Genomic DNA, 20,878 nt, shown 5'->3' with positions numbered 1-20,878 from the left:
TTATAAAATAGCTGCATGCAGTGGACACGAAGCATGGTGGATAACGGATACGGAGGGCGGCCGTTCTCGCCCTTGGGGTAATAGCGGGCGATCTTCTTTTCCATGCGTTTCCATGGGATCAGCTTATCCATTCGCTCCAGAAAGATTTCCCGGCGGGTCTTACGCTTCTTATTCTGGTATTCAGCTTCGGAGAAAGTCATCTGATCCATGGATAGTATTCCTGATGAGTGAAGTTGGCCGTATTATGACTGATTTGGGGAGTTATTCAGAGCCTCCCTAGATAGAGAACTCCTGTGTTACAAGGAGCAGAACTACCGGAGGCCCATGAATTCCACAAAGGTCCGCGCCAGCTCATCTCCTGCGCCAAGCATGGCATGACTGCCGTCCGGTACTTCATAAAGCTGGGCATTGGGGATATGCCGATAAAGATCATGAGAATGATGGTGGGACAGAATCATGTCGTTCGTTCCCGTTGCTACCAGCGTTGGACAAGCCAGTTGCGCCAGCCGGCTCCGGCTGTTAAAGCCCATAATCGCCAGATATTGTTTTAAGTGGGTGACTTTGGGATTAGGCAGGGAAGCGATTCGACGGGCAAAGGTCTCAATATCAGAACTCAGGGATTCATCCTCCTCCCTGGAAAACATCAGATCCAGTTGCCTCTCCTTTAGCGAGCGGTCACGTCTGAGCAGGCTTTTCAGCCAGAACTGCTGCTGACTGCGCGTAATGTGCCTGAGGGATATCGGGCTGGCAGATGTGGACAACAGGATGAGATGCCTGACCCTCTCGGAATACCGCAGTGCGATTTCCTGAGCCACCATGCCCCCCATGGATACACCGAGCACATGGGCTTTCTCAAGGCCCAGGTCATCCAATACGGCCATAGCATCCTGCGCAAGATCCGCCATGGTATAGATCCCTGCCGTATCACTGGAGTTCCCTGCCCCGCGGTTATCCACCAGGATCATCTGTACATGAGGCTCCAAACTGGCCAGCAGCGATTCTGGCCACCATACCCGATTCGCAAGCCACCCCATGATCATCAGCAACGGCATCCCCTGGCCTCGGGTTTCATAGAAAATCCTGACTTTACCGGAACTCGCGTACGGCATTGGGTCACCCCCTCAACTGCTTCAGCGTCGGTATATCTGTCTTTCAACGTTGGTATACCTATCTGTCAGCTTCGGTATACCTTTAAAGTATAGTTCACCGGGAAAATCAGCCAGATCAGAATTTTCGTTCATTTATGGTTGAAACTGTTCATGATCATGTCAAACTTGGTGGTTAAATTTGATGCAGAAGACTAACAAAAGCGAATTTTGACAAGCGTTCAATTTTTGCTATCCAAGAGGGCTTGTTGTCTGCATAATATGCGACCTTTCGCAATAGGGGTAAGGGCCTGTCGCTCATTTGAAGCGCAACTTACAAATGCATTTGCGGTGAACCAGTCGACCCTGTCGGCTTTATTTTTATCGTCTGTTATAGAGGGTCTGAGATGTCTGATAAGCTCAAACTCCACGGGTTTAATAACCTGACCAAATCACTCAGTTTCAATATTTACGATATTTGTTATGCGAAGTCTGAAAAGGCCAAGCAGGAATATATCGCCTATATAGACGAACAATATAACGCCGAACGCCTCACACAGATCCTGACCGATGTGGTAGAGATAATTGGGGCCCATATCCTCAATGTCTCCCGCCAGGACTATGATCCACACGGCGCCAGCGTTACCATGCTGATTGCTGAACATGAGGTCCCACCTCCTGCCGGTTCTGACGAAGAGTCTCCCGGTCCGCTGCCGGATACCATTGTTGCCCATCTGGACAAAAGCCATGTCACGGTTCACACCTATCCGGAGAGCCATCCGGATAACGGCATCAGTACTTTCCGTGCGGATATCGACGTATCCACCTGTGGCCTGATTTCCCCCCTGAAAGCTCTGAACTACCTGATTCACAGCTTTGACTCGGATATCGTCACCGTGGACTACCGGGTACGTGGGTTTACCCGGCATGAGGACGGCACCAAGCTTTATATTGACCACGACATCAATTCCATCCAGAACTACCTGAGTGAAGACACTCAGGAGGCATATCAGATGATTGACGTCAACGTGTACCAAGAAAACCTCTTTCATACCAAGATGATCCTGAAAGAGTTCAACTTGGATAACTATCTTTTTGCAGAAAACCCCAGCAATCTGTCTGCGGAAGAATGCAAGGATATTCAGGACCGGTTACAAAAAGAAATGCTGGAAATTTTCTATTCACGTAATATGCCCTGATCAATTGTCATCAACTCACTGACGAAAGACAGGATATGCAAAGGATCAATATTTCCTTAAGTCGAACGGGGCTGCTGATGGCAGCCCTTCTTGTTTGCATTTACTTCATAGCCGAATGGTTCAATCTCGGTCTGGCGTATTCACGTCCCGCTCTTAGCCGGGGTGTGCTATGGCCAGCGATTACCGGTCACTTCGTACATTTGAGCCTGCCTCATCTGCTGATGAATGCCGTCGCCACTTATCTCATAATCGATGCCTTTGAAAGTGGTCTTTACCGCTGGCGGCTCCCGATCGTCACGATTCTCCTATGCATCATGATTTCAGCGGGACTCTACTACTTTTATCCCGGCTTGCGTTATTACTATGGGCTGTCCGGTGTACTGCACGGCATGGTTCTGGTCGGTGCGGCCTGGAGTGCGCGTTATCCTGATTGGGTAAGATGGGTCGTCATTGGCGGCGTTATCGCCAAGGTGGCGTGGGAACAATCCCCCTACTATGACGAAAGCCAGATTGCTCGGATGATTGGTGGCCCCGTGGCTGAGCAGGCTCACCTGCTGGGGGCTGCAGGCGGCATCCTGATATTATTGGGAGCCCGAATTATGAAGGCCTTCCGCTAATCCCCTGCCGCAATACCATGGTTGTCAAAGAGGATCTGTCTGCAACAGACGGAACGCCCGACACAGAAAAGCTCTGCTTAGCTCCACAGGCACATTCTTGTGCCTGATTTACAGAGCTCTTCTGCCGATCACCAGAGTTGTGACGAGTTAATCTGCCACATACCTCAAGAATGCGCTTTCCTGAACATCTGGATTATGGCATCCGGCTTTTTCTTGCTGTCTGCTTTCGACAGCACATAGACCACTGTCTCACCATTAGGCCCGGAACCAATATCGGTAAACCGATAGGTGGCCTCACCGGTTTTACGGAAATCATTCATCATTTCCAGAGAAGAAAACACGTAGATCCGACCATCAGAAATGGTTTCACCGTAGAATGGCTCCGGCACCAGCTTACCTGCCAGCATGTCAACGCTGGGAATCCCCTCGCGCTTTTTCTTGTCTTCGCTGGTCAGGGCATAAACGACAGTTTCCCCCTTGGGACCTGCGCCTATCTGGGTATACATGTAGGGTGTGTGACCGGATTTCAGAAAGTCTGCATATAAATCCTGATCATAGAACACATAGATACGGCCATTCGCGTGAGCCTCATAAAGTGATGCCATGGAATATTCGGCCATTTCCTGTTTTTCCTGGGCTCCCTGCATTGAGGAACACCCAACTGTGGCCAACCCCAATCCCGCCACCAGGATAATATTTGCTAAATGCACGGTATATCTCCTGCATTGCCTGTTATTGTCGAAACCACAACCTAAACTCCGGTTATGACAGCCCCGTGACATTCCGGTGACAATTACAGTGACATGACCGTGGCGAGAGAGAACTCTTTACGTTTGTTTTTTGTACCGTCTTATACTTTGCAGACTTAAACTTTGCGGCCGGCCTCAACCAGATCAATGACCCTGGGGCGGACAATAAAATCCATGGCAAGCGTCAGCTTGTTGCCAGGAATCACAATAGTGTCGTAGCGGGAAATAAAAGCATCAGGAATCATATTGATCAGATAAGGGAAGTCTACCTCCTGATAGTGCTTGAAGCGGATCACTACCATGCTTTCATCTTCGGAAGGAATATCCTGCATGATAAAAGGATCAGAGGTATCGACTGTGGGAACTCTCTGAAAGTTGATATCTGTTCGGGCAAACTGGGGCACAATATAGCGCACGTAGTCCTCCATCCGGTTCAGGATGGTGGAGACCACCGCTTCCTTACTGCAGCCCCGGACATGAGTGTCGCGATAAATCTTCTGAATCCACTCCAGGTTCACAATCGGGGCGACGCCAATCAACAGGTCGACATGACGCACCACATTGTACTGACCGACTTTGAGACCTCCGTGCAGACCTTCATAAAAGAGGCAATCAGTATCAGACGGTAAATCCCGCCAGGGCGTGAACGTCCCTGGCTGGTACCCTTGTTTCAACAATGGCATATCTTCGTCATGAACATAATGTCGGTAACGACCGCTTCCACTGGCGGCATAGTCCGCAAACAGAGCTTCCAGCTTATCCACGTAATTGGCTGCCGGCGAAAAATGGTTCCAGTGACCATATTTCCCTTCACTCGCCAGTGCGGCCATCTGATCCCGGGTATAACGGTGGTAACTATCCCCTTCAACAACAGCCGCACGGATCTTCTCTTCCTTAAAAATCTTTTGCATGGCCAAACCGGAAGTCGTGGTTCCTGCTCCGGATGACCCCGTCAGGGCAATAATGGGGTGACGCGTCGACATAATCAGCTATTCCTTTTCGAGCTTCTCACTATAGCATGTCGAAATATTTTTTTGGCCTGAGAGCTTTTACGAAATGGGCATAAGACTCCATTTTTAGATAAACTCTCTCAATTAGGCTTATATAGGCAAATATCCCCGAAATGGGTACGTTTGCATTAACGTTATGACAGGCAAGTGAAGGAAATATTATGCCCGAAGTCCATGACCTTGGACTGATGATTGATTCGCGAATTCCGTTGATCACCATACAGAGCCATGAAGAATCCCGTACCTTGGACACCCTGAGGCGTCTTGCGCTTAAACGCAATCTGCCGTTGTTTCAGTGGACTGTCACAGATGGACTAAGGCGTCTGGGCTTTGGCCTGGAACTGATGCCGGAAAATAAACTGGAAGACCCCACCAAAGCTCTCGAACATATCAAGCGCTCCAGCACAGCCAGCATTTTCGTGCTTTGTGATTTCCACCCATACCTGGATGATGACCCCAAACATATTCGCCTGCTCAAGGATATTGCCATCGGGCATCGCAGTAACGGACATACGGTCGTTCTGTTAAGTCATTCCGTCAATATTCCCCCTGAATTAAAAAATTACAGTGCCAATTTCAGGATGCGTCTACCGGATTTGGATCAGTTGATGAATATTATCCGGGATGAAGCTCAGCGCTGGTCAGAACAGAACTACCACCAGAAAGTGAAAACCGACAACAAAACACTGCAACAGATTGTGCGCAACCTGTCCGGTGTCAGCTTTGAGGAAGCGCGACGCCTTGCCAGGGGAGCCATCTTTGATGACGGCGCCATTACCCAATCGGATATCCCTGAAATCAACAAAGCCAAGTTTGAGCTCATGGATATGGAGGGAGTTCTCAGCTTCGAATACGATACAGCCAAATTTACCGATGTCGGTGGTCTGGAGGGTCTGAAGAAATGGCTCAAACAAAGACGCCATGCCTTTATCGACGGCAAGGGCGACACCTCATCAGGCTCCCCTCAACTGGATCCGCCCAAGGGAATTCTGCTGCTTGGGATACAGGGAGGAGGTAAAAGTCTCGCTGCGAAAGCAGTTGCCGGAATGTGGAACATTCCATTGCTGCGTCTGGACATGGGCGCCCTTTACAACAAGTTTTTCGGCGAAACCGAACGCAATATGCGGGAATCTCTGCAACTGGCAGAACTGATGTCACCCTGTGTGTTGTGGATTGATGAGATCGAGAAAGGTATTGGTCAGGGCACTAATGATCAAGGGGTATCCAAGCGTGTACTCGGTACTTTATTGACCTGGATGGCCGAAAATTCACATCCAGTATTTCTGGTGGCTACCGCCAACAACATCCGCGACCTGCCTCCGGAACTGATCCGCAAAGGCCGGATGGATGAAATCTTCTTTGTCGACCTGCCCGATGCTGCGGTCAGAAATCTGATCTTTAATATTCATCTACAGAAACGCAGCCAGGATCCCAAGGAATTTGACTGCTTTTTACTGGCAGAGAGTTCAGAGGGGTTCTCAGGGGCTGAAATTGAGCAGGCGATTGTCTCAGCGCTTTACTCCGCATCGGCTCAGGGAGAACCACTCTCGACCCAGTTAATTCTGGATGAATTATATAAAACCCAACCCTTATCCGTCGTCAGATCTGAAGATATGGACGCACTGCGAAGCTGGGCTGAAGATCGGTGTGTTAAGGCCTGACAAACAGACTCAGTATCAATTCACCACTTCCCGCCAATAGATAATCCGGTCATGTCCACGATACTGACCGAAAGTTGCGCGGGAGGTGGGATTATCGAGATTACCATCACCATCCCAGTCGTACTGGAGCCACACATCGACAGAAGGCGCCAGCTCCACACTTCCGTCATTGCCAAGACCAGGTGCCGTCAGGTACAGGTGTTTGCTGTTCCCGTAATCGAAACCACCTTTGACAAATCCTTCTGTGGTTCCTGAACTACCATCAATTTCCAATTTGGTTTCACCATCATCCAGATTATCGGTGTAGTTCTGCATAGTGATCCAGGTGTTATCCGTAGTATAGGTTGTGCAGTCATCTGCATCATTCACCACAAAATTATCGCCATCCCAATATTCCACTTGCATAGGGGCTGTCAGGGGATCAGTTTCGGGGCCGAAGGCGTTTTCCATTCTCAGGCGTCCGTAGCGAATTTGTGTGCCTCCGACATTGGATATGGTGAGCGGCAGGCAGGTTCCTGTATTTGGTCCAGACTGATAACAGACCCCGTCGGAATCCGTTAGCGCTATAGCAGAAAACGAAATATCAACACTTGCTTCAAAGGGGTCGTCCTGACTCGCGGGAGTCATGTTGGTTTTTTGGTGGGTAAACATATCTCCGTTGATTTCCAGCTCCCTCACACCATCGAATGGAGTCCCCGACTTAAAGCTATAGACTCGTCCACTGGTATCTTCATCCCATTCAGATGGACGGTCCGTCGCGTTGTTATTTACATAGCTCAGCGCAGGATCAGTCAGTTTGAAAAAACTGCTGTCATAATTAGAGGTTATTCCACCATTGCGGTTATATGCCGTAATGGTCAACTCAGGTGCAATAAGATAACCAAACGCTTGATCCTGATAGGTGAACCCGCAGGTATGGGGTGGTTCAAATTCAGGCACATTGGCGGTGATACCCAAATAAGCGGGGTAAAAACGCCCCACCGTTACTATTGAAGAACTACCAACGGTTTGCCCAAAGTAATCACTCACAGGTAACGCCTGCAATGTAATCACCCCCACTTCATCATACTTCTGATCGGTGATGGTTTTGGATCCATTATCACTACTGACAATTTCAGGTTGCTGTATAGAAAGAATCCCACTGGCACCTCCGACAGGGGCTGACAGACTATGATTCAGATCAACCGTTCCCAGATAACTCTCCGCCACACTGGCATCTGTACACACCGCAGCGACTGTCATGGAGAACGCATCACCCGCTGGAACAAACTTCGTGCAGGTAGCATCACCACTTGCACAATCTGAATCGACAGTGTTAACACTCACACTCAGCCGCTGAGGCTTAGCGATAATTATACTGGATGTTGAGCCCTCCAGCTCTCCCAGACCTGTAACAGAACCATCGTAGGGAGCTTCGTCATGTATAAAATTCACACCAAGAATCTCACCGCTATCCGCATAAGCTAACGATGCTGTCGCGACGCCACTATTAAAGTCCAGAGTGAGGCCATCGGCACTGGGTTTATCCTGAGCACTGATGCTGTTACCGCCAATCACCATGGAAGTGGAGACCGTGTCCGCCTCTCCCGGAGATTCTGTCGGATGAACATTCACCTCATACCATGCTTTCAGATTCTTAGAACCATCAAATCCGCTTAATGTTGTACAGGATGCTCCGCCATCTGGATCCTGCCCCACAGCCCTTACAGTCAGTGTTACGGAGTTGCCGCAGGCAAAGTTATCAGCTGAAGATGTCACGCTGAAACCGGAACTGCGAAAATCCGTACCAGATGCTGCTGTGCCATCGACTCCAGTTGCTCTGTCGGTCGCAGTGACTTCGACATTCGGGTTTTCATTCTTGTGGTACAGGTAAACATTCTGGTCACCGTTTTCTGATCCATCAAAGGTGATGCTGCTGATTTCGCTCCCACCACTGGAGACCGAATAGAACTCGCTAAGACTGTTTTCGTTGGAACTCAGATCGACAATACCGGCATAGGTTGTATGTGTGGTCACTCCATCATCACACATGGCCCGAATCTCGATTTCGGCCCGAGTATCCGGACAAGCCAGACCATAGGATGGCTGAGAAATAGCAAAGCCCCCCAGGGTACAGCTCGGGCAGTCATGGGTTTCCGCATAGAGATCATTGATTTCGGTGCTGTCCAGCGCACTGTTGTATATTCTGACTTCATCAATGCGGCCATTGAAATAACGACCAGGGAATACCTGGTCCTGCCCGATCTGAAGTGGGTCGCTATTGGTTCTCAGGGTGCCGGTATAAGTCCGCGTGGCACGTTGTACACCATTAACGTAAATGACCTGGGAGCCGGAAGTGTAGGATACTGCTATGTGATACCAGTTATCCGGTGTGATATTCGCCCCCACACTGTCAAACTCTCTGGTGGTGCCACTGTCATCATTCCACCACCAGTTGATCTCACCACCAGGGGTGATATGAAATTCGTAGTTCTCATCTTTCGACAGGATACTCATCAGCCCACTACCCGGTAGCGCATTGGGATACACCCAGGCAGTGATGGTCAACTCATCACTGAGGTCCAGCAGATCATCATCCGCCACTTCGAGATACTGGGTACTGCCGTTGAAGTTTGCGTAGTCACAGGTCCCGGGATCACCGGCTATCGCTGGAGAGGTACCCAACGAAGAAGCCCCGCCGACAGTACGTCCGTTCAGACCATTACCAGAACTGTCCAGAACCTCCCCGGAAGTCCCGTCCCAGGGGCCTGATTCCATACGCCACAAGCCAACCAGCGGATTGACACAAGCGGCTCCCGCCCCAGACACATCGATGGCGACATTATCGATATTCATGAACTCGCCACTACCGCCATAACCGTCAGTAACGATAAACCGAATTCGAGTGGAAGAGGAGATATAGGAGGTCAGATTGATGCTCTCAGAGCCACTGGTATCATTGGAGTAACTGGCCACAGTGGTATAGCTGACTCCACCGTTAGTGGATACCTGCACGGCAAAACGGTCATTACTTTCGAGTGACCCCTGAGTGTAATAATCGAATGTCAGTGTAACGCTGTCATAGGGAGAAAGGTCAACAGTGCGATAGATAGACGGCCCGTCTCCATCGTCATCATCAAAGAGCAGACGGCTACCACTGATCAGAATATCACCACTACTGTAACTGCCGTAATCATTCTCCTCCTGCCAGTTTCCCCCCCAACTCAGATCCCCGCTGTTGTTACTGTAACTCCTGGTGTTGAAGTTATCCGCAATCGTTCCGCTGACCGCTCCGGTTGTCAGGATGAAGCTCTGGTTCTGATCCGGATAGGTCGTACTGAGCGTGTAGGTCGTGCCAGCAGACAGGGTAGATGTCGTCAGCTCCACCGTGGTGCTGTCTACAAGTGTTGCTGAAGTGATGGTGATACCGTTATCGATGCTGTAATTAGCGGTATTAGTGGCCCGGGGAGGTTGTACTGCCGCATCAAACTGTACAGTTACGGTATTAAAATCCGTACAACTGGCACTGACACTGGCAATCGCCGGAAATTCCCTCACCCAATAAAGATCCAGAGCATCCGATACTCTCTCGGAACTGTGAGAAAACTCTAGAAAATCACTGTCGTCCACCTCGATCCCGATGGTTGCGCTGGTTCCTGTAGCATCGTCATCACCGTAGCGAAATAACACTTCACCTGTTTCATAGAGCACAATCTGGACACTGTAGGCCGTTGAGGGCCCGTTATATCGGGGTACAGAATCCCAGGTTGCTACAAATCGGCGGTCTGAGCCACTCCCCAGAGTATCATATGTAATCGAGCCTCCAAGAGAGGGTTCCAGGTCATCCCAATAACCAAGAATGACCCGATCAGCCGGTTCTTCATAACCCGGACAATTACCCGAGCAATCACTGGTGATAGGCAGACTTTCGTTGGTGTAGTCTTTATAAAATCCCTGGTCGCTACCAAAATGCAGCGCACCGTTTGAGAGGATTCTTACCTGGGTATATGCCGTTTCCCCGAGGTAAAACGAAAACCCGATATTCACCAGCGCAAAATCATCATCTTGAGGATACGCCGTCAGGCTGGAGTTATTTGTCCAGGTGACATTCGTACTGGTGGAATCAAATGGCGTGCCCGCAATTTCTTCTACCGTATAGGCGGCCTGTGCCTGCTGAGTCATCACAACCAAACTGAGGAGTGTTAACAGCCATGTTGACAAAAGAGTCATGAGTCCCGCAAACCGAACCATCAGTGGGCCCTCACTTCAATCGTTCTTGTTGCTGCCTCTGCCCCCGAGCCACAGCTACCTGTGCTGCGCAAAGTGAAATAAGCAACGCTGGAAACTTCATCCTTAAAACAACTGATATCCGCTGAGCAACCTATCAGGCCGGTATTACCTGCATTAAAACTGATCGTTCCATAGGCGGGACAATCTGTGGGTGCTGCCGCATTGGAGGGATCGGCTTCGTCAATAGGAAACAGCGTCACCAGGGCAGCCTCGGCTCCACTTTGTGCAGCATAAAACGCCCTGGCGGACTGCACATTGATAGAAACGCCCTCTGCCGTGGTCCGCTCAAGTTCGGTAATCGCGACAACCAGTAGGCCCAGTACCACAATCAGAAATAGTGCAGCAGGCAGCCCCAGGCCACTTTGACGTTGAGACCGGATCAACCCGCTACTCACATGCAACTTACGATGCTCAGGGCACATTACGAATATGTACCTCCTGCTCAGTCTGCCAGTTTTCATCACCACTGCTGAGCGCATATCTGAAATTCACCACGGCATTTCGGACCAAAGAAGCCGGGGTATAGTCAAAAGTATTTGCGCCAGTAGAGATATTATCCAGCAACACTGCTCTGCTGCCACCAGAGGGTGGTAAAGAGACACTACTGTTAAAACCGTAGTTCCGATACAGAAACATTTTCCCGGAGACAACGCATAACGCTCGGGGCGTATCTACCACATAAATCCTGCGGGCAGGAGAATCCGCATCAAACTGATGGTTCGCACTCAAAGTGATAGTAATCTCATCTGTGCCAACTGGCAGCGTCGCCGTCGCTGCGGTAATTGCGCCGGTGTTTGCTGGGGAGTACAGGTCCGAGACGCTTACCGGATAAACGGCTGCCCGGCCGCTCACAGCACTACTGACTCTTGCGCCGACAGCCGTAATACTGTTGTCTGCCGATGCCAGGGGGATCGAAGTGTAAAAGGTACCGGCCAGTATGGGGATATATTCGATGCAGGAGTCGGTTGCATTCAGCCTGATGGAGTTCGGCAAGGCGGTTCTCAGCTCCCTGGAAATTTTTTCGGAGGCAACATAGCTGGCCGTCGCCAGTTTTTGTCGGTCTGCCGTATCGACATATCCGCCGACTGTGGCCGTGATAAAGCGTGTCACCCCAACACCAAGAATGGCGACAATCACAATGACCATGACCAGTTCAGTCAATGTAAAACCACCTTGCCGACGCAACATCAGTAATTTCCTTTGTAGGCAGTGAAGGTCATCGACTGGCCATTAGGAGCGCCTATTGTCAGTTGAATCCGTTTGGCCCATTTATTGTCGCCCAGCCCCAGGTCTGTGCCGGCGCAATTCACTTCGATAGATACACTGTAGTCCGTGTAGTTGGCAAAATTGGCTGTTGTCTGGGAGGTGGGCGCTTCGCTAAGACCATGATAGTCATCCACATCGTCAAAATTGTCGCGGTCACTTTCCTCTGTGTTGATGGAGCAATTGGTTACTGGTGGGTAGCCTCCGATGGGAGAATTCTCATCAAAGCGTTTACCCAGAATCTCATCCATATAAGCCTGGGAAAGTTCAATCACCCGATCCTGCAGTAGTATATTGCTACCACGCCCGATGGAAGTGCTGATTGCCTGGACAATCGCCGTCAAGGCAATCCCCAGAACGACGATCGAAATCACCAGTTCCACCATGGTGATCCCTCGCTGGTGACCTTTTTTAGGACTCGCAGACGCCTTCATAGGCATATCCCAGAGATGAGATGCAGATGGGAATGGTTCTGTTGCCTACCACACATATCAGCGTATCAACGGCATTTCCGCCGGGGGATGTAGCATCTCCCCGTCGGTCGAACTGAACGGTGAAATCACTGCTACTGCCACCACTACAACTGGCAGTACTGGACTCTTTCCAGCTAACGGTCACCCCTTGCACATCGGCATCACGGATCGACGAGTATGGCGATTGAGTGACGGCTAAGGTTAGATCGTCTCCACTGCGGGATACGCTGAAACTGACATTGGAGGAAAGGCTACGCCCAAGCGCGACCTGCTGTGCAAGTCGCGCTTGGGCAAGAATCAAATCGGCTGTTGTGCGGGCAGTATACCCATCTTTGGTGGCAAACAATCCGATGGCAGAGGCGGCCAGTACAGATGTCAGGATAAGAACCAGAACCAGCTCTACGAGTGTGAATCCTGCCTGCCTGACCGACATATCACAAGAATCAGCATCCAGTCGTGACAACAACGAATTCAGGCTGAGCTGTGATCGGAGCAGTGTTATCTGTGGCTGCATTAGCTGAAGTGTAGGTTACCTGGCAGTTGCTGCCGCTATACCCGTTGATGGTATAAACAAGATCAACATCCCCAGCGGTTCCGCCACCGGAAGATGAGTAATCGGCTGAGTCCACACCGGCTGCGGCACCAATACCGGCAGCATTGGCAGTCGGATAGCCATTTACCATCGTAACCACCTGCCCGTCCAGCGTCACAGAATCGCCCAATGCGCCCTGCTCAACCAATTGTTCAGCCCTTGCGATGGCTGCTGCAGACTTCAGCGCCCCGGCGAGTCCTTCGATACTTGCAGTCCTTGCGTCTCCTGTCAGGTCAGCAAACTTGGGTAGAGCAAATGCTGCCAGAATTCCCAAAATCACGATGACCATGACAAGTTCAATCAATGTAAAACCTGATTGTTGTTTCTTCACAAGTAGTACCTCTAGCTGGGTATATTTACGTTGACTTATCAAAAGTATAGATGCTTTGCTTAAATCCGTTTGTTAAAAATTGAAAGATTATTCCGTCTTCTGTTCAGCCGAATCAGAGCCTGCAGCTCTAACTTCACCACTGGCTGAGTTATATAGCAGCGAGTAACTTGCCTGTTGCCCGATACCAATCTGATAAACACAAACAGTTCCCACCGCCAGTGACCGAATCTGGACACCTTGCGCTGTTACCACCCCCGGTTTAGACGAAGCTCCAGTCTGATCCGGCAACAACTCGCCGGGAATATGATCGGTCAACAATGCCCGATAAACATCCTCGCATGACTGATCTGTTATCTCAGATACCGGCACTCCAGCCCCCACACCCACCGGCCATCCCTGACCATTCATCTGCATCATCTGCTGTCCGACCGGAATCTCGTTGCCAGACCCAACAGGACGGCCTCTTGCCAGCCAGACAATATGAATATCCCGCAGAGAAGCTTCTAAGGCTGTTTTTACCTGCTCTGGCTTATATTCCTCAATCAAACTGAAAGTGACATTAAAACTGCGAAAAAAAACCACTAACAGCAACGAGATCAATCCTATGACCAACCATAACTCCACACGCAGCAGCCACCGAACCAACTGTCCCATCAATCCCTCTCCGGTGCAGACAACCGAGTTTCAACGCCCAAGCGCCGCAGCCCCCAGGTTCCACATGGGCAGGAACACCCCTAGTGCCAACACCAACACCATTGCTCCCATAAATACCAGCAGTATTGGTTCAATGGACTCGGACAGCCGCTTCAGCGAAAAGTCGATTTCCTCATCATAGAAATTTGCGACATCAATCAGTAGAGCGTCCACAGCCCCGGTTTCTTCCCCTACAGACAACATCTGCATCACCAGCGGAGAAAACATTTCTGATGCCCGCGCCGTTCGAACCAATGTATCACCACGTTCAACCCCGGTACGCATTTCCGCAACAGCTCTACCGATATACGCGTTATTCACAGCTTCAGACACCAATGTCAGAGCGGTGGTGACAGGCAGACCCGCTGCCAGCATCATGGAAAAGTTGCGGGAGAAACGTGACAGCGCAACCAACTCAAACAACGGGCCGATAATGGGGATCTTCAATTTAAACCGGTCCCATCGATAACGCCCTGACGGGGTCTTGATCCATCGCAGAAAAGCATACAACACAGCGACCACTCCAATTGCCAGCCACCAGGCATAAGTCGTCAGAAAATTCGAAGTAGCCACCAGGATTTTTGTTGCCAGAGGCAGATCTGATCCAAACTTGGCAAAGACACTGGCAAAGGCTGGTATCACAAAGAAGTTCACTATCAGCAATGCAACGAAAATGGCGACAACGACCATCAATGGGTAACGCGTCGCTTGCTTGACTCTTTTTCGGGTATCTCTTTCCAGCTCAATATTATTGGCCAACTGTTTGAACGCCTCTTCAATCTGGCCGGTGTTCTCTCCAACCAGAATCATGGAAACAAACAGGTCATTAAATACCTTGGGATGGGCACGCATCGCCGTTGCCAGATTTACCCCTCCCTCCAGCCGTCTTGCCACATCTTCCAGGACTTCCGCCAGAGTTTCAGACTTTGTGGATTCAGCCAGACCACGAATAGCACGAATGATGGGGATGCCAGCCCTACTCAATGCGTGCATCTGGCGACAGAGAATAATCAACTCATCCAGGGATACCCGGCGACGAAATAGAGGATGCTTTCGAAGAGATTCAAGGATATCAGTCTGGGCAGCCTTCTCCTGGATGCTAGTCGGTGTAATTCCCTGACGCAGAAGTTCATTGGCAATCACATCCCTGCTTGCCGCTTCAAGAGAGCCTTCAACCAATCCGCCCTTGTTGTCTCTGCCTTTGTACGCGAACAGCGCCATGCAATCACCTAACTGAAATCAATTGCCGCTTTCCCTACCCCTTCACCAAGCGAGGCAGAAATACGGAAAACCTCATCGATGGTCGTGACTCCTTCTCTGGCATAATCCAGGGCACTCAGTGCCAATGGACGGTATAGCTTCGCCGTTTTTGCGGCAGACACAAACTGGCTTTGGCTGTTAAGACGCAGCGCTTCCAGTAATGCCTCATTCATTTCCAACAGTTCGAACACACCAATACGCCCGCGATAACCGCTATTACCACACTGATAACAGCCCTTCCCTTTAAAATAATGGTCTGGAAGCCCCGTATGCGTCAGACCATGTAACCAAATTTTTTCCTGCTCAGTCGGTGTGTATGGTTGCTTGCAATCATCACAGATACGCTTGACCAGACGCTGTGCCAGAACCGCCGTCAATGCACTGGCCACCAGATAGGGCTCTGCCCCCATATCGATTAACCGCATGGCACTGGAGATGGAGTCATTGGTATGCAGGGTAGACAATACAAAGTGGCCCGTCATGGCGGCACGCAAACCGATTTCCGCCGTTTCCTGATCTCGCATCTCACCCACCAGGACAATATCCGGATCCTGCCGCAGGGCAGAACGCAGAATCGTGGCAAAGTTCAATCCAATCTTGGGATTCACCTGAACCTGGGTAATTCGCGGCAGACGATACTCAATTGGATCTTCCGCCGTAATGATCTTGGCGGCAGAACTGTTGAGTTCCGTTAAAGCACCATACAAGGTAGTGGTTTTACCGCTACCCGTAGGGCCCGTTACCAACAGGATTCCGTGGGGACGTTTGATCAAAACCCGCATCCTGTCCAGTAACTCTTTTGGCATCCCTGTGGCTTCAAGATTAAGCATGCCCTCCGTCTGATCCAGCAGACGCATAACCACCGATTCCCCATAAGTCACCGGCATCGTGGAGAGTCGCACATCAATGGAACGCCCCTTAACACGAATGTTAAACCTGCCATCCTGAGGCAGGCGCTTTTCTGAAATATTCAGGCCCGACATCAGTTTCAGACGAAGCACCAGCGCAGCATTAATCCGTTTTTCTTTCATGACCTGTTCATGCAGAACACCATCAATCCTTTGCCGGATACGCACGACGTTCTCGTCAGGCTCAATATGGATATCCGAGGCTCTGGCCACCACAGCATCTTCAAAAATAGACTGTAACAGACGCACTACCGGCGCTTCGGAATCGTCACCACCTGCCGCCAGTTGCGCCAGATCAAAGGCATCTTCGCCTAGCTCGTCCTCCAGCTCACCAGCGATACTGGCGATTTCCTCGGTACGCCGATATACCATATCCAGCGTGTTGAGTAGTTCAGTTTCACGCACGACAGCTTGTCGTATGGGCTGTTTAAGTTGGCGAACCAGTTCGTCGTAGGCAAAGATGTCCATGGGATCGGACATGCCGACTAAAAGCTCCCCTTGATCCTCTGACAGGACGATCGCCCGATACCGCCTCGCAGCGGTTTCCGGCAGCTTCTTGATGAGCTCCTGATCAAACTGGAAATGCCGTAACTGGACAAAGGGGATCCCGAGCTGCTTGGAAAGAAAACGCAGTAGGCTGTCTTCATCCATATAGCCCAGATCTATCAGAGCCCGTCCCAGCTTGGCGCCCGTCTTTTTCTGCTCGCTGAGAGCAGTCATCAACTGATCTTCAGTAATGACCTCACCTTGCACCAGTAAGTCACCGAGACGAATTTTTTTCTTGGGTTCTGTCATAAGTCTATGTAGGTTAATTCCCGTTTCTTGTTCCTGGATTTCACTTCGATTGATACAGAAATCCTGTTCGCTTGATACTTTGGCATTTCAACTGCCAGCCGTACTGTTTCCGGAAAACCCGTTAAGTTGCTCAATTCTCTGTCTCGCATAGCGGGACAACTGACCACTTAACTTTGGATCACCCAATGCCTGCTGATACGCCCTGACGGCAGAGGTCACACGACCCGTCTGATCCAACGCAATGGCCAGGCCTGCCCACCAATCACCCCGACGCGGATCAGCATCCACCAGCTCAGCATAGACCTCCAGTGCCTCTTCATATTGGCCGGCTTGCTGCAAGAGTCCGGCTCTTAGACTCTGGTACTGGGGAAAGTCCCTGGAAGCAGGAGGATTGAAGTTCAATAAATTAACGGCATCGGCTTCTTTACCTGAGGCGACCAGCGCATGAGCTTTCACTTCACGCAAACCGTCAGAACTGTTCTCGTTGACATCACTGAGCACATTCAACGTTTCCCGGACGCCACCGCGCGCCAAAAGCCACAAGGCTAATTGCTTTCTGGAGGCTTCCATATCCGGCTGTTCGGCCAGTTGCCGCCAAAGAATTTGTTCTGCTTCTCTGGTATTTCCGGATTGATAAAGCTGTCGTGCCTCCCGCAGACCACGTGCAGCGACCGCAGCCGGACTTTGCGAAAGCTGGATATCATTATTGTCGACTCCCGGTGAAGCTTCGCTTTTCCTTTCACTCCCCGCTTTTTCCACCTCAGGGGCTGTCTTTACTATTTTGGTACTGGGTTGCTGCAAGATACTTTTCGCAGGTTCTTTTGCCGCAAGCATCTGAGGGTTAACCACCTTCATTTGAGGTTTCGTGATCGTCTTCTGAATGCTCTGATCGGCACCTTTATCCTGGACACCAAAACCTTTCACATCGTTGCTTTTGAGAGTCTGCCCAGAAACTTGGGGGGATAACTGAGAGACAGCGGGTTCCGAACCAAACGATCTTGAGCTGACTGACGTGCCAGCCAACTTGGCAGCTGATGCAGAATTCGAATGAGTAATTTGTATCGGACCAGGAATCTCTTCCTGTGAAACGTCAGAGAGCGGATTCAAACTTTCCGTTTCTTCATTGATCGCTGCCAGGTTTACCGACCCTCCATTTTCAGGAACCTGAACAGATTCCTCATTAAGAGAGTGCCTGGAAGTCGGCGATTCAAGCACAGCACCCGTTGTTTCAGAGATAGCGGGAACCAACTGTGTACTTGAAGACACACCTTTCTGCCAGCTTATCCAGCCGAATCCTCCGACCAGAATAAGCAGAATAAATAAGATCAACCACCACCAGAGCTTCATGCGGCTTTGCGAATGATTACCTGCGCCAGTGAGACCTGGTGGTAGACCTGTCAGATCCCTCTGCTGAGCATTCTGCTTATCCAGATCTCTCAGAACATCATTCAGCAGACTCACGCCCATACTCCCTGCAGCCAGCCCAGTGGCCGGGCACTTTCGGTGTCTTTGACTGCCCGTCGCACATGCTGGCCGGTTACCTGACGGGTTCCATCCCCATATGCAGCCAATAGAGCTTTGTGGGCAAGGATATTCACCAGGCGTGGCACACCACCGCTGGAACGACCGATCCAGCGTACAGCTTTAGGATGAAACAGGTTCGGCCCGTTATAACCCGCCAGAGAAACTCGATGTTGGATATAATGACTCACCTGTTCACTGGAAAGCGGCTTCAGGTATTCCTGGAAGGTAATGCGTTGCTTGAGCTGTCGCAGATGAGGCTGATTCAGCAGCCCGTCAAGCTCAGGTTGCCCGAATAAAACCACCTGCAGCAATTTACGCGACTCCGTCTCCAGATTGGTTAACAACCTCAGAGATTCAATTGTTGCATCAGGCATTGCCTGTGCTTCATCGATAACCAAAACCACCTGACTTCCGGCGGCAGCATGTTGCACCAGTTTTTCATTGATCCTCTTCAATAGCTGATGCTGGCCCACCGAACTGTCCACGATGACTCCCAGTTCCTCAGCCACCGCCAGACATAATTCCAGGGGTGATAATTGAGGATTGGGTATATAGGCGGTGACATACGGCTCATTAAGAGTATTCAACAGCCGGCGACACAGTAACGTTTTGCCGGTACCAACCTCTCCCACAATCTTGATGAAACCTTCCATGGAATCCAAAGCAACACGGACGGTCTGAAATGCATTCTGATGACTCTGGGAATCCAGATAGAAATGGGTATTCGGCGTCAGAGAAAACGGCGCTTCTTTTAACCCGAAGTGCGTCTCGTACATAAACACCCCACCTTCTCTTAACGATAATCCCTTTCAATGGTGTTCCGCAGCTCTCCAAATCGACCTTCGGACTGCTGCAGATCAGTATTGATGATCGAGGGATCGGAAATAATCGGACGAATCAATATCACCAGCTCACTTTTTCTTTCTGTCTGGCGTTTTTGTTTAAACGCTTCGCCAAGCCATGGTATATCCGCCAATAGAGGTACTTCTGCGGAGTCATCTTCAGTAATACTCTGAATCAGACCACCGATAATCACTACCTGCCCATTCCTGGCTTTGATCACACTGTCCGTTTCCCGCACAGTACTCAGTGCCAAAGGCAGAATCAGAGAACGGTTCCCAATCACGATCGTTTTGGTCTGGTCTTCCACCTCACTGACCGTCGGATGAACATGGAGCGTAATTTCACCGTTATCACCAATCTGCGGCGTTACATCCAAAGCAATACCGGAGAAAAATGGTGTTATTTCCACGTCAGTTGAGGTTTCGTCACTGTTGTTGTTATCGTTGGCCTGTATTCCGGTGACGAAAAACTCGTCAGTCCCGACTTTTATCACCGCTTTCTGATTATTGATGGTGGCAATTCGGGGACTCGACAGAACCTGCACCGATCCCTGCTTGCCCAGCAGTTGAATCAATGCAGTGAAATCGTTGATTCTCAAGGCCGCACTGAAAATACCTTCAATGTTCGTATTGGTTAATGCCTCAGAGGTTTGTCCCAGTGTCAGGCTCTTGGCCGGATCACCGTTCAGATCTAGTTGGGAGGAGTATTCGTCAAAATAGCTCCAGTTGATCCCCTGCTCATATCCCTTGTTAAGCTCAACTTCCAGTACCTTGGCTTCCAGGATTACCTGCCGTTGCAGAATCAGTTGCGAGCGTTTCAGATAATCTTCCACTGCCCTTAACTCCTCCGGCAGCGCTTTGACAAGCACAATGCCGGCGTTTCCATTGGTCACCACGGAGCGCCCTTCTCCATCTCCTACGATGGTGATCAGTGTGTGCTGCAGCGCCGTCCAGAAATCGGATTCGGTTTCTGTCGTAATTCGCGATAACACCGCATTGGACGTTGTCGTGTTGTTACCACTGCTGTCCGATGAACCACCGGCACTGGAACCAGACACAGAACTGGAAAGCTGGCCTGAGCTGACCATAATATCTGAGGCGCCACGGCGTTTGATATTCAGATAGTTGATTTGATAGATTTCTGTCCGGATTCCCCCTGGCAGTACCTTATAAATCCCTTCCTGATACTTGTAATCGTACCCATATAACTGTCGGCTCAACTCCATGACCTGCGCCAGCGTGACATTCTTCAAGTCCAGAGAAACGCTACCCGTCACCTCAGGATGCACCACCATATTGTAGGGTGTCCCCCTGACCAGCCCCTGAAAAAAGTCTTTGGCAGGAAGTTCATTAACCGTAATATCAAAACGTTCTTCATCCTGAGGTAGCTGTACTCCCGTATCCAGTGATGGAATCAGTTCGCGGGTCACTTCAGCTGGCGGCGTTTCTGGCATGTCAACTGCCGACTGACTTTGAGCCTGCCGCAACTGTTCTTCTATTTCACGGGTATTATCTGTACTGATCGGCGCAGGCCCCACACCTGCGCATGCATTCAGCACCAGGATAACGGCACCACAACTTAAGGCACGCCAGACTCTTGTCATTCT

At 50.4% G+C, this 20,878-nt stretch carries 19 protein-coding genes; 3 read left to right on the top strand and 16 right to left on the bottom strand.

Translation table 11 applies throughout. The features are described 5' to 3' along the window. Positions 1-209, bottom strand: a 209-nt coding sequence (locus F566_RS0107535) for an IS5/IS1182 family transposase (protein ID WP_020405923.1), incomplete at its 3' end; no start/stop codon positions are given. 102 nt (positions 210-311) lie between these two features. Beyond that, positions 312-1,109: an alpha/beta fold hydrolase gene (locus F566_RS0107530; protein WP_020406380.1), complete on the bottom strand. Its 798-nt coding sequence runs from the start codon at positions 1,107-1,109 to the stop codon at positions 312-314. Positions 1,110-1,492: 383 nt separating this feature from the next. Between F566_RS0107530 and speD the strand changes: the two genes are divergently transcribed. Next, the gene (gene speD, locus F566_RS0107525; RefSeq protein ID WP_020406379.1) at positions 1,493-2,284 is read left to right on the top strand and encodes an adenosylmethionine decarboxylase; all 792 of its coding nucleotides are present in this window, start codon (positions 1,493-1,495) and stop codon (positions 2,282-2,284) included. A 77-nt stretch (positions 2,285-2,361) separates the two neighbouring features. After that, positions 2,362-2,901: a rhombosortase gene (gene rrtA, locus F566_RS0107520; protein ID WP_245555179.1), complete on the top strand. Its 540-nt coding sequence runs from the start codon at positions 2,362-2,364 to the stop codon at positions 2,899-2,901. A gap of 164 nt (positions 2,902-3,065) precedes the next feature. On the opposite strand, the gene F566_RS0107515 is transcribed toward rrtA, so the two are convergent. After that, a complete protein-coding gene (locus F566_RS0107515; RefSeq protein ID WP_020406377.1) occupies positions 3,066-3,611 on the bottom strand; it encodes a hypothetical protein in 546 nt (181 codons plus the stop codon). Between the two features lie 155 nt (positions 3,612-3,766). Then, positions 3,767-4,633, bottom strand: a complete 867-nt coding sequence (locus tag F566_RS0107510; protein WP_020406376.1) for a phosphoribulokinase — start codon at positions 4,631-4,633, stop codon at positions 3,767-3,769. Positions 4,634-4,821: 188 nt separating this feature from the next. On the opposite strand from F566_RS0107510, the gene F566_RS0107505 reads away from it, so the two are divergent. Further along, complete coding sequence (locus F566_RS0107505; protein ID WP_020406375.1) at positions 4,822-6,321, top strand: AAA family ATPase; 1,500 nt, start codon at positions 4,822-4,824, stop codon at positions 6,319-6,321. Positions 6,322-6,336: 15 nt separating this feature from the next. On the opposite strand, the gene F566_RS0107500 is transcribed toward F566_RS0107505, so the two are convergent. From F566_RS0107500 to mshL, 12 genes are all read right to left on the bottom strand, one after another. After that, positions 6,337-10,482 carry a DUF6701 domain-containing protein gene (locus tag F566_RS0107500; RefSeq protein ID WP_157496703.1) on the bottom strand — a complete coding sequence of 1,382 codons (4,146 nt, stop codon included), beginning with the start codon at positions 10,480-10,482 and terminating at the stop codon, positions 6,337-6,339. A 68-nt stretch (positions 10,483-10,550) separates the two neighbouring features. Next, the gene (locus F566_RS0107495) at positions 10,551-11,012 is read right to left on the bottom strand and encodes a hypothetical protein (protein WP_020406373.1); all 462 of its coding nucleotides are present in this window, start codon (positions 11,010-11,012) and stop codon (positions 10,551-10,553) included. Next, positions 11,002-11,778, bottom strand: a complete 777-nt coding sequence (locus tag F566_RS0107490; protein ID WP_020406372.1) for a type II secretion system protein — start codon at positions 11,776-11,778, stop codon at positions 11,002-11,004. Before F566_RS0107490 ends, F566_RS0107495 begins: the two co-directional genes overlap by 11 nt. After that, the gene (locus F566_RS0107485) at positions 11,778-12,287 is read right to left on the bottom strand and encodes a type IV pilus modification PilV family protein (protein ID WP_020406371.1); all 510 of its coding nucleotides are present in this window, start codon (positions 12,285-12,287) and stop codon (positions 11,778-11,780) included. The genes F566_RS0107490 and F566_RS0107485 overlap by 1 nt, the downstream gene beginning before the upstream one ends. After that, a complete protein-coding gene (locus F566_RS0107480; protein ID WP_020406370.1) occupies positions 12,265-12,759 on the bottom strand; it encodes a prepilin-type N-terminal cleavage/methylation domain-containing protein in 495 nt (164 codons plus the stop codon). Before F566_RS0107480 ends, F566_RS0107485 begins: the two co-directional genes overlap by 23 nt. 10 nt (positions 12,760-12,769) lie before the next feature. Next, complete coding sequence (locus F566_RS37905; RefSeq protein WP_020406369.1) at positions 12,770-13,249, bottom strand: pilin; 480 nt, start codon at positions 13,247-13,249, stop codon at positions 12,770-12,772. An 87-nt stretch (positions 13,250-13,336) separates the two neighbouring features. After that, positions 13,337-13,903 (bottom strand): hypothetical protein, encoded by a 567-nt coding sequence (locus F566_RS0107470; RefSeq protein ID WP_020406368.1) that lies wholly within the window; start codon positions 13,901-13,903, stop codon positions 13,337-13,339. Between the two features lie 30 nt (positions 13,904-13,933). Beyond that, positions 13,934-15,163: a type II secretion system F family protein gene (locus tag F566_RS0107465; RefSeq protein ID WP_020406367.1), complete on the bottom strand. Its 1,230-nt coding sequence runs from the start codon at positions 15,161-15,163 to the stop codon at positions 13,934-13,936. An 8-nt stretch (positions 15,164-15,171) separates the two neighbouring features. Further along, positions 15,172-16,905 (bottom strand): GspE/PulE family protein, encoded by a 1,734-nt coding sequence (locus F566_RS0107460; protein ID WP_020406366.1) that lies wholly within the window; start codon positions 16,903-16,905, stop codon positions 15,172-15,174. Positions 16,906-16,992: 87 nt separating this feature from the next. Further along, a complete protein-coding gene (locus F566_RS35315) occupies positions 16,993-18,366 on the bottom strand; it encodes a tetratricopeptide repeat protein (protein ID WP_051085285.1) in 1,374 nt (457 codons plus the stop codon). Further along, complete coding sequence (locus tag F566_RS0107450; RefSeq protein ID WP_020406364.1) at positions 18,363-19,205, bottom strand: ExeA family protein; 843 nt, start codon at positions 19,203-19,205, stop codon at positions 18,363-18,365. The genes F566_RS35315 and F566_RS0107450 overlap by 4 nt, the downstream gene beginning before the upstream one ends. A gap of 17 nt (positions 19,206-19,222) precedes the next feature. Further along, positions 19,223-20,875, bottom strand: a complete 1,653-nt coding sequence (mshL, locus tag F566_RS0107445) for a pilus (MSHA type) biogenesis protein MshL (protein WP_020406363.1) — start codon at positions 20,873-20,875, stop codon at positions 19,223-19,225. Positions 20,876-20,878 lie beyond the last annotated feature (3 nt).

Source organism: Hahella ganghwensis DSM 17046, from assembly GCF_000376785.1.
In the GTDB taxonomy this organism is placed as follows: Bacteria; Pseudomonadota; Gammaproteobacteria; order Pseudomonadales; family Oleiphilaceae; genus Hahella; species Hahella ganghwensis.
Note: the sequence above shows the minus strand (reverse complement) of the source record. Positions and strands in the feature narration are given on the sequence as shown.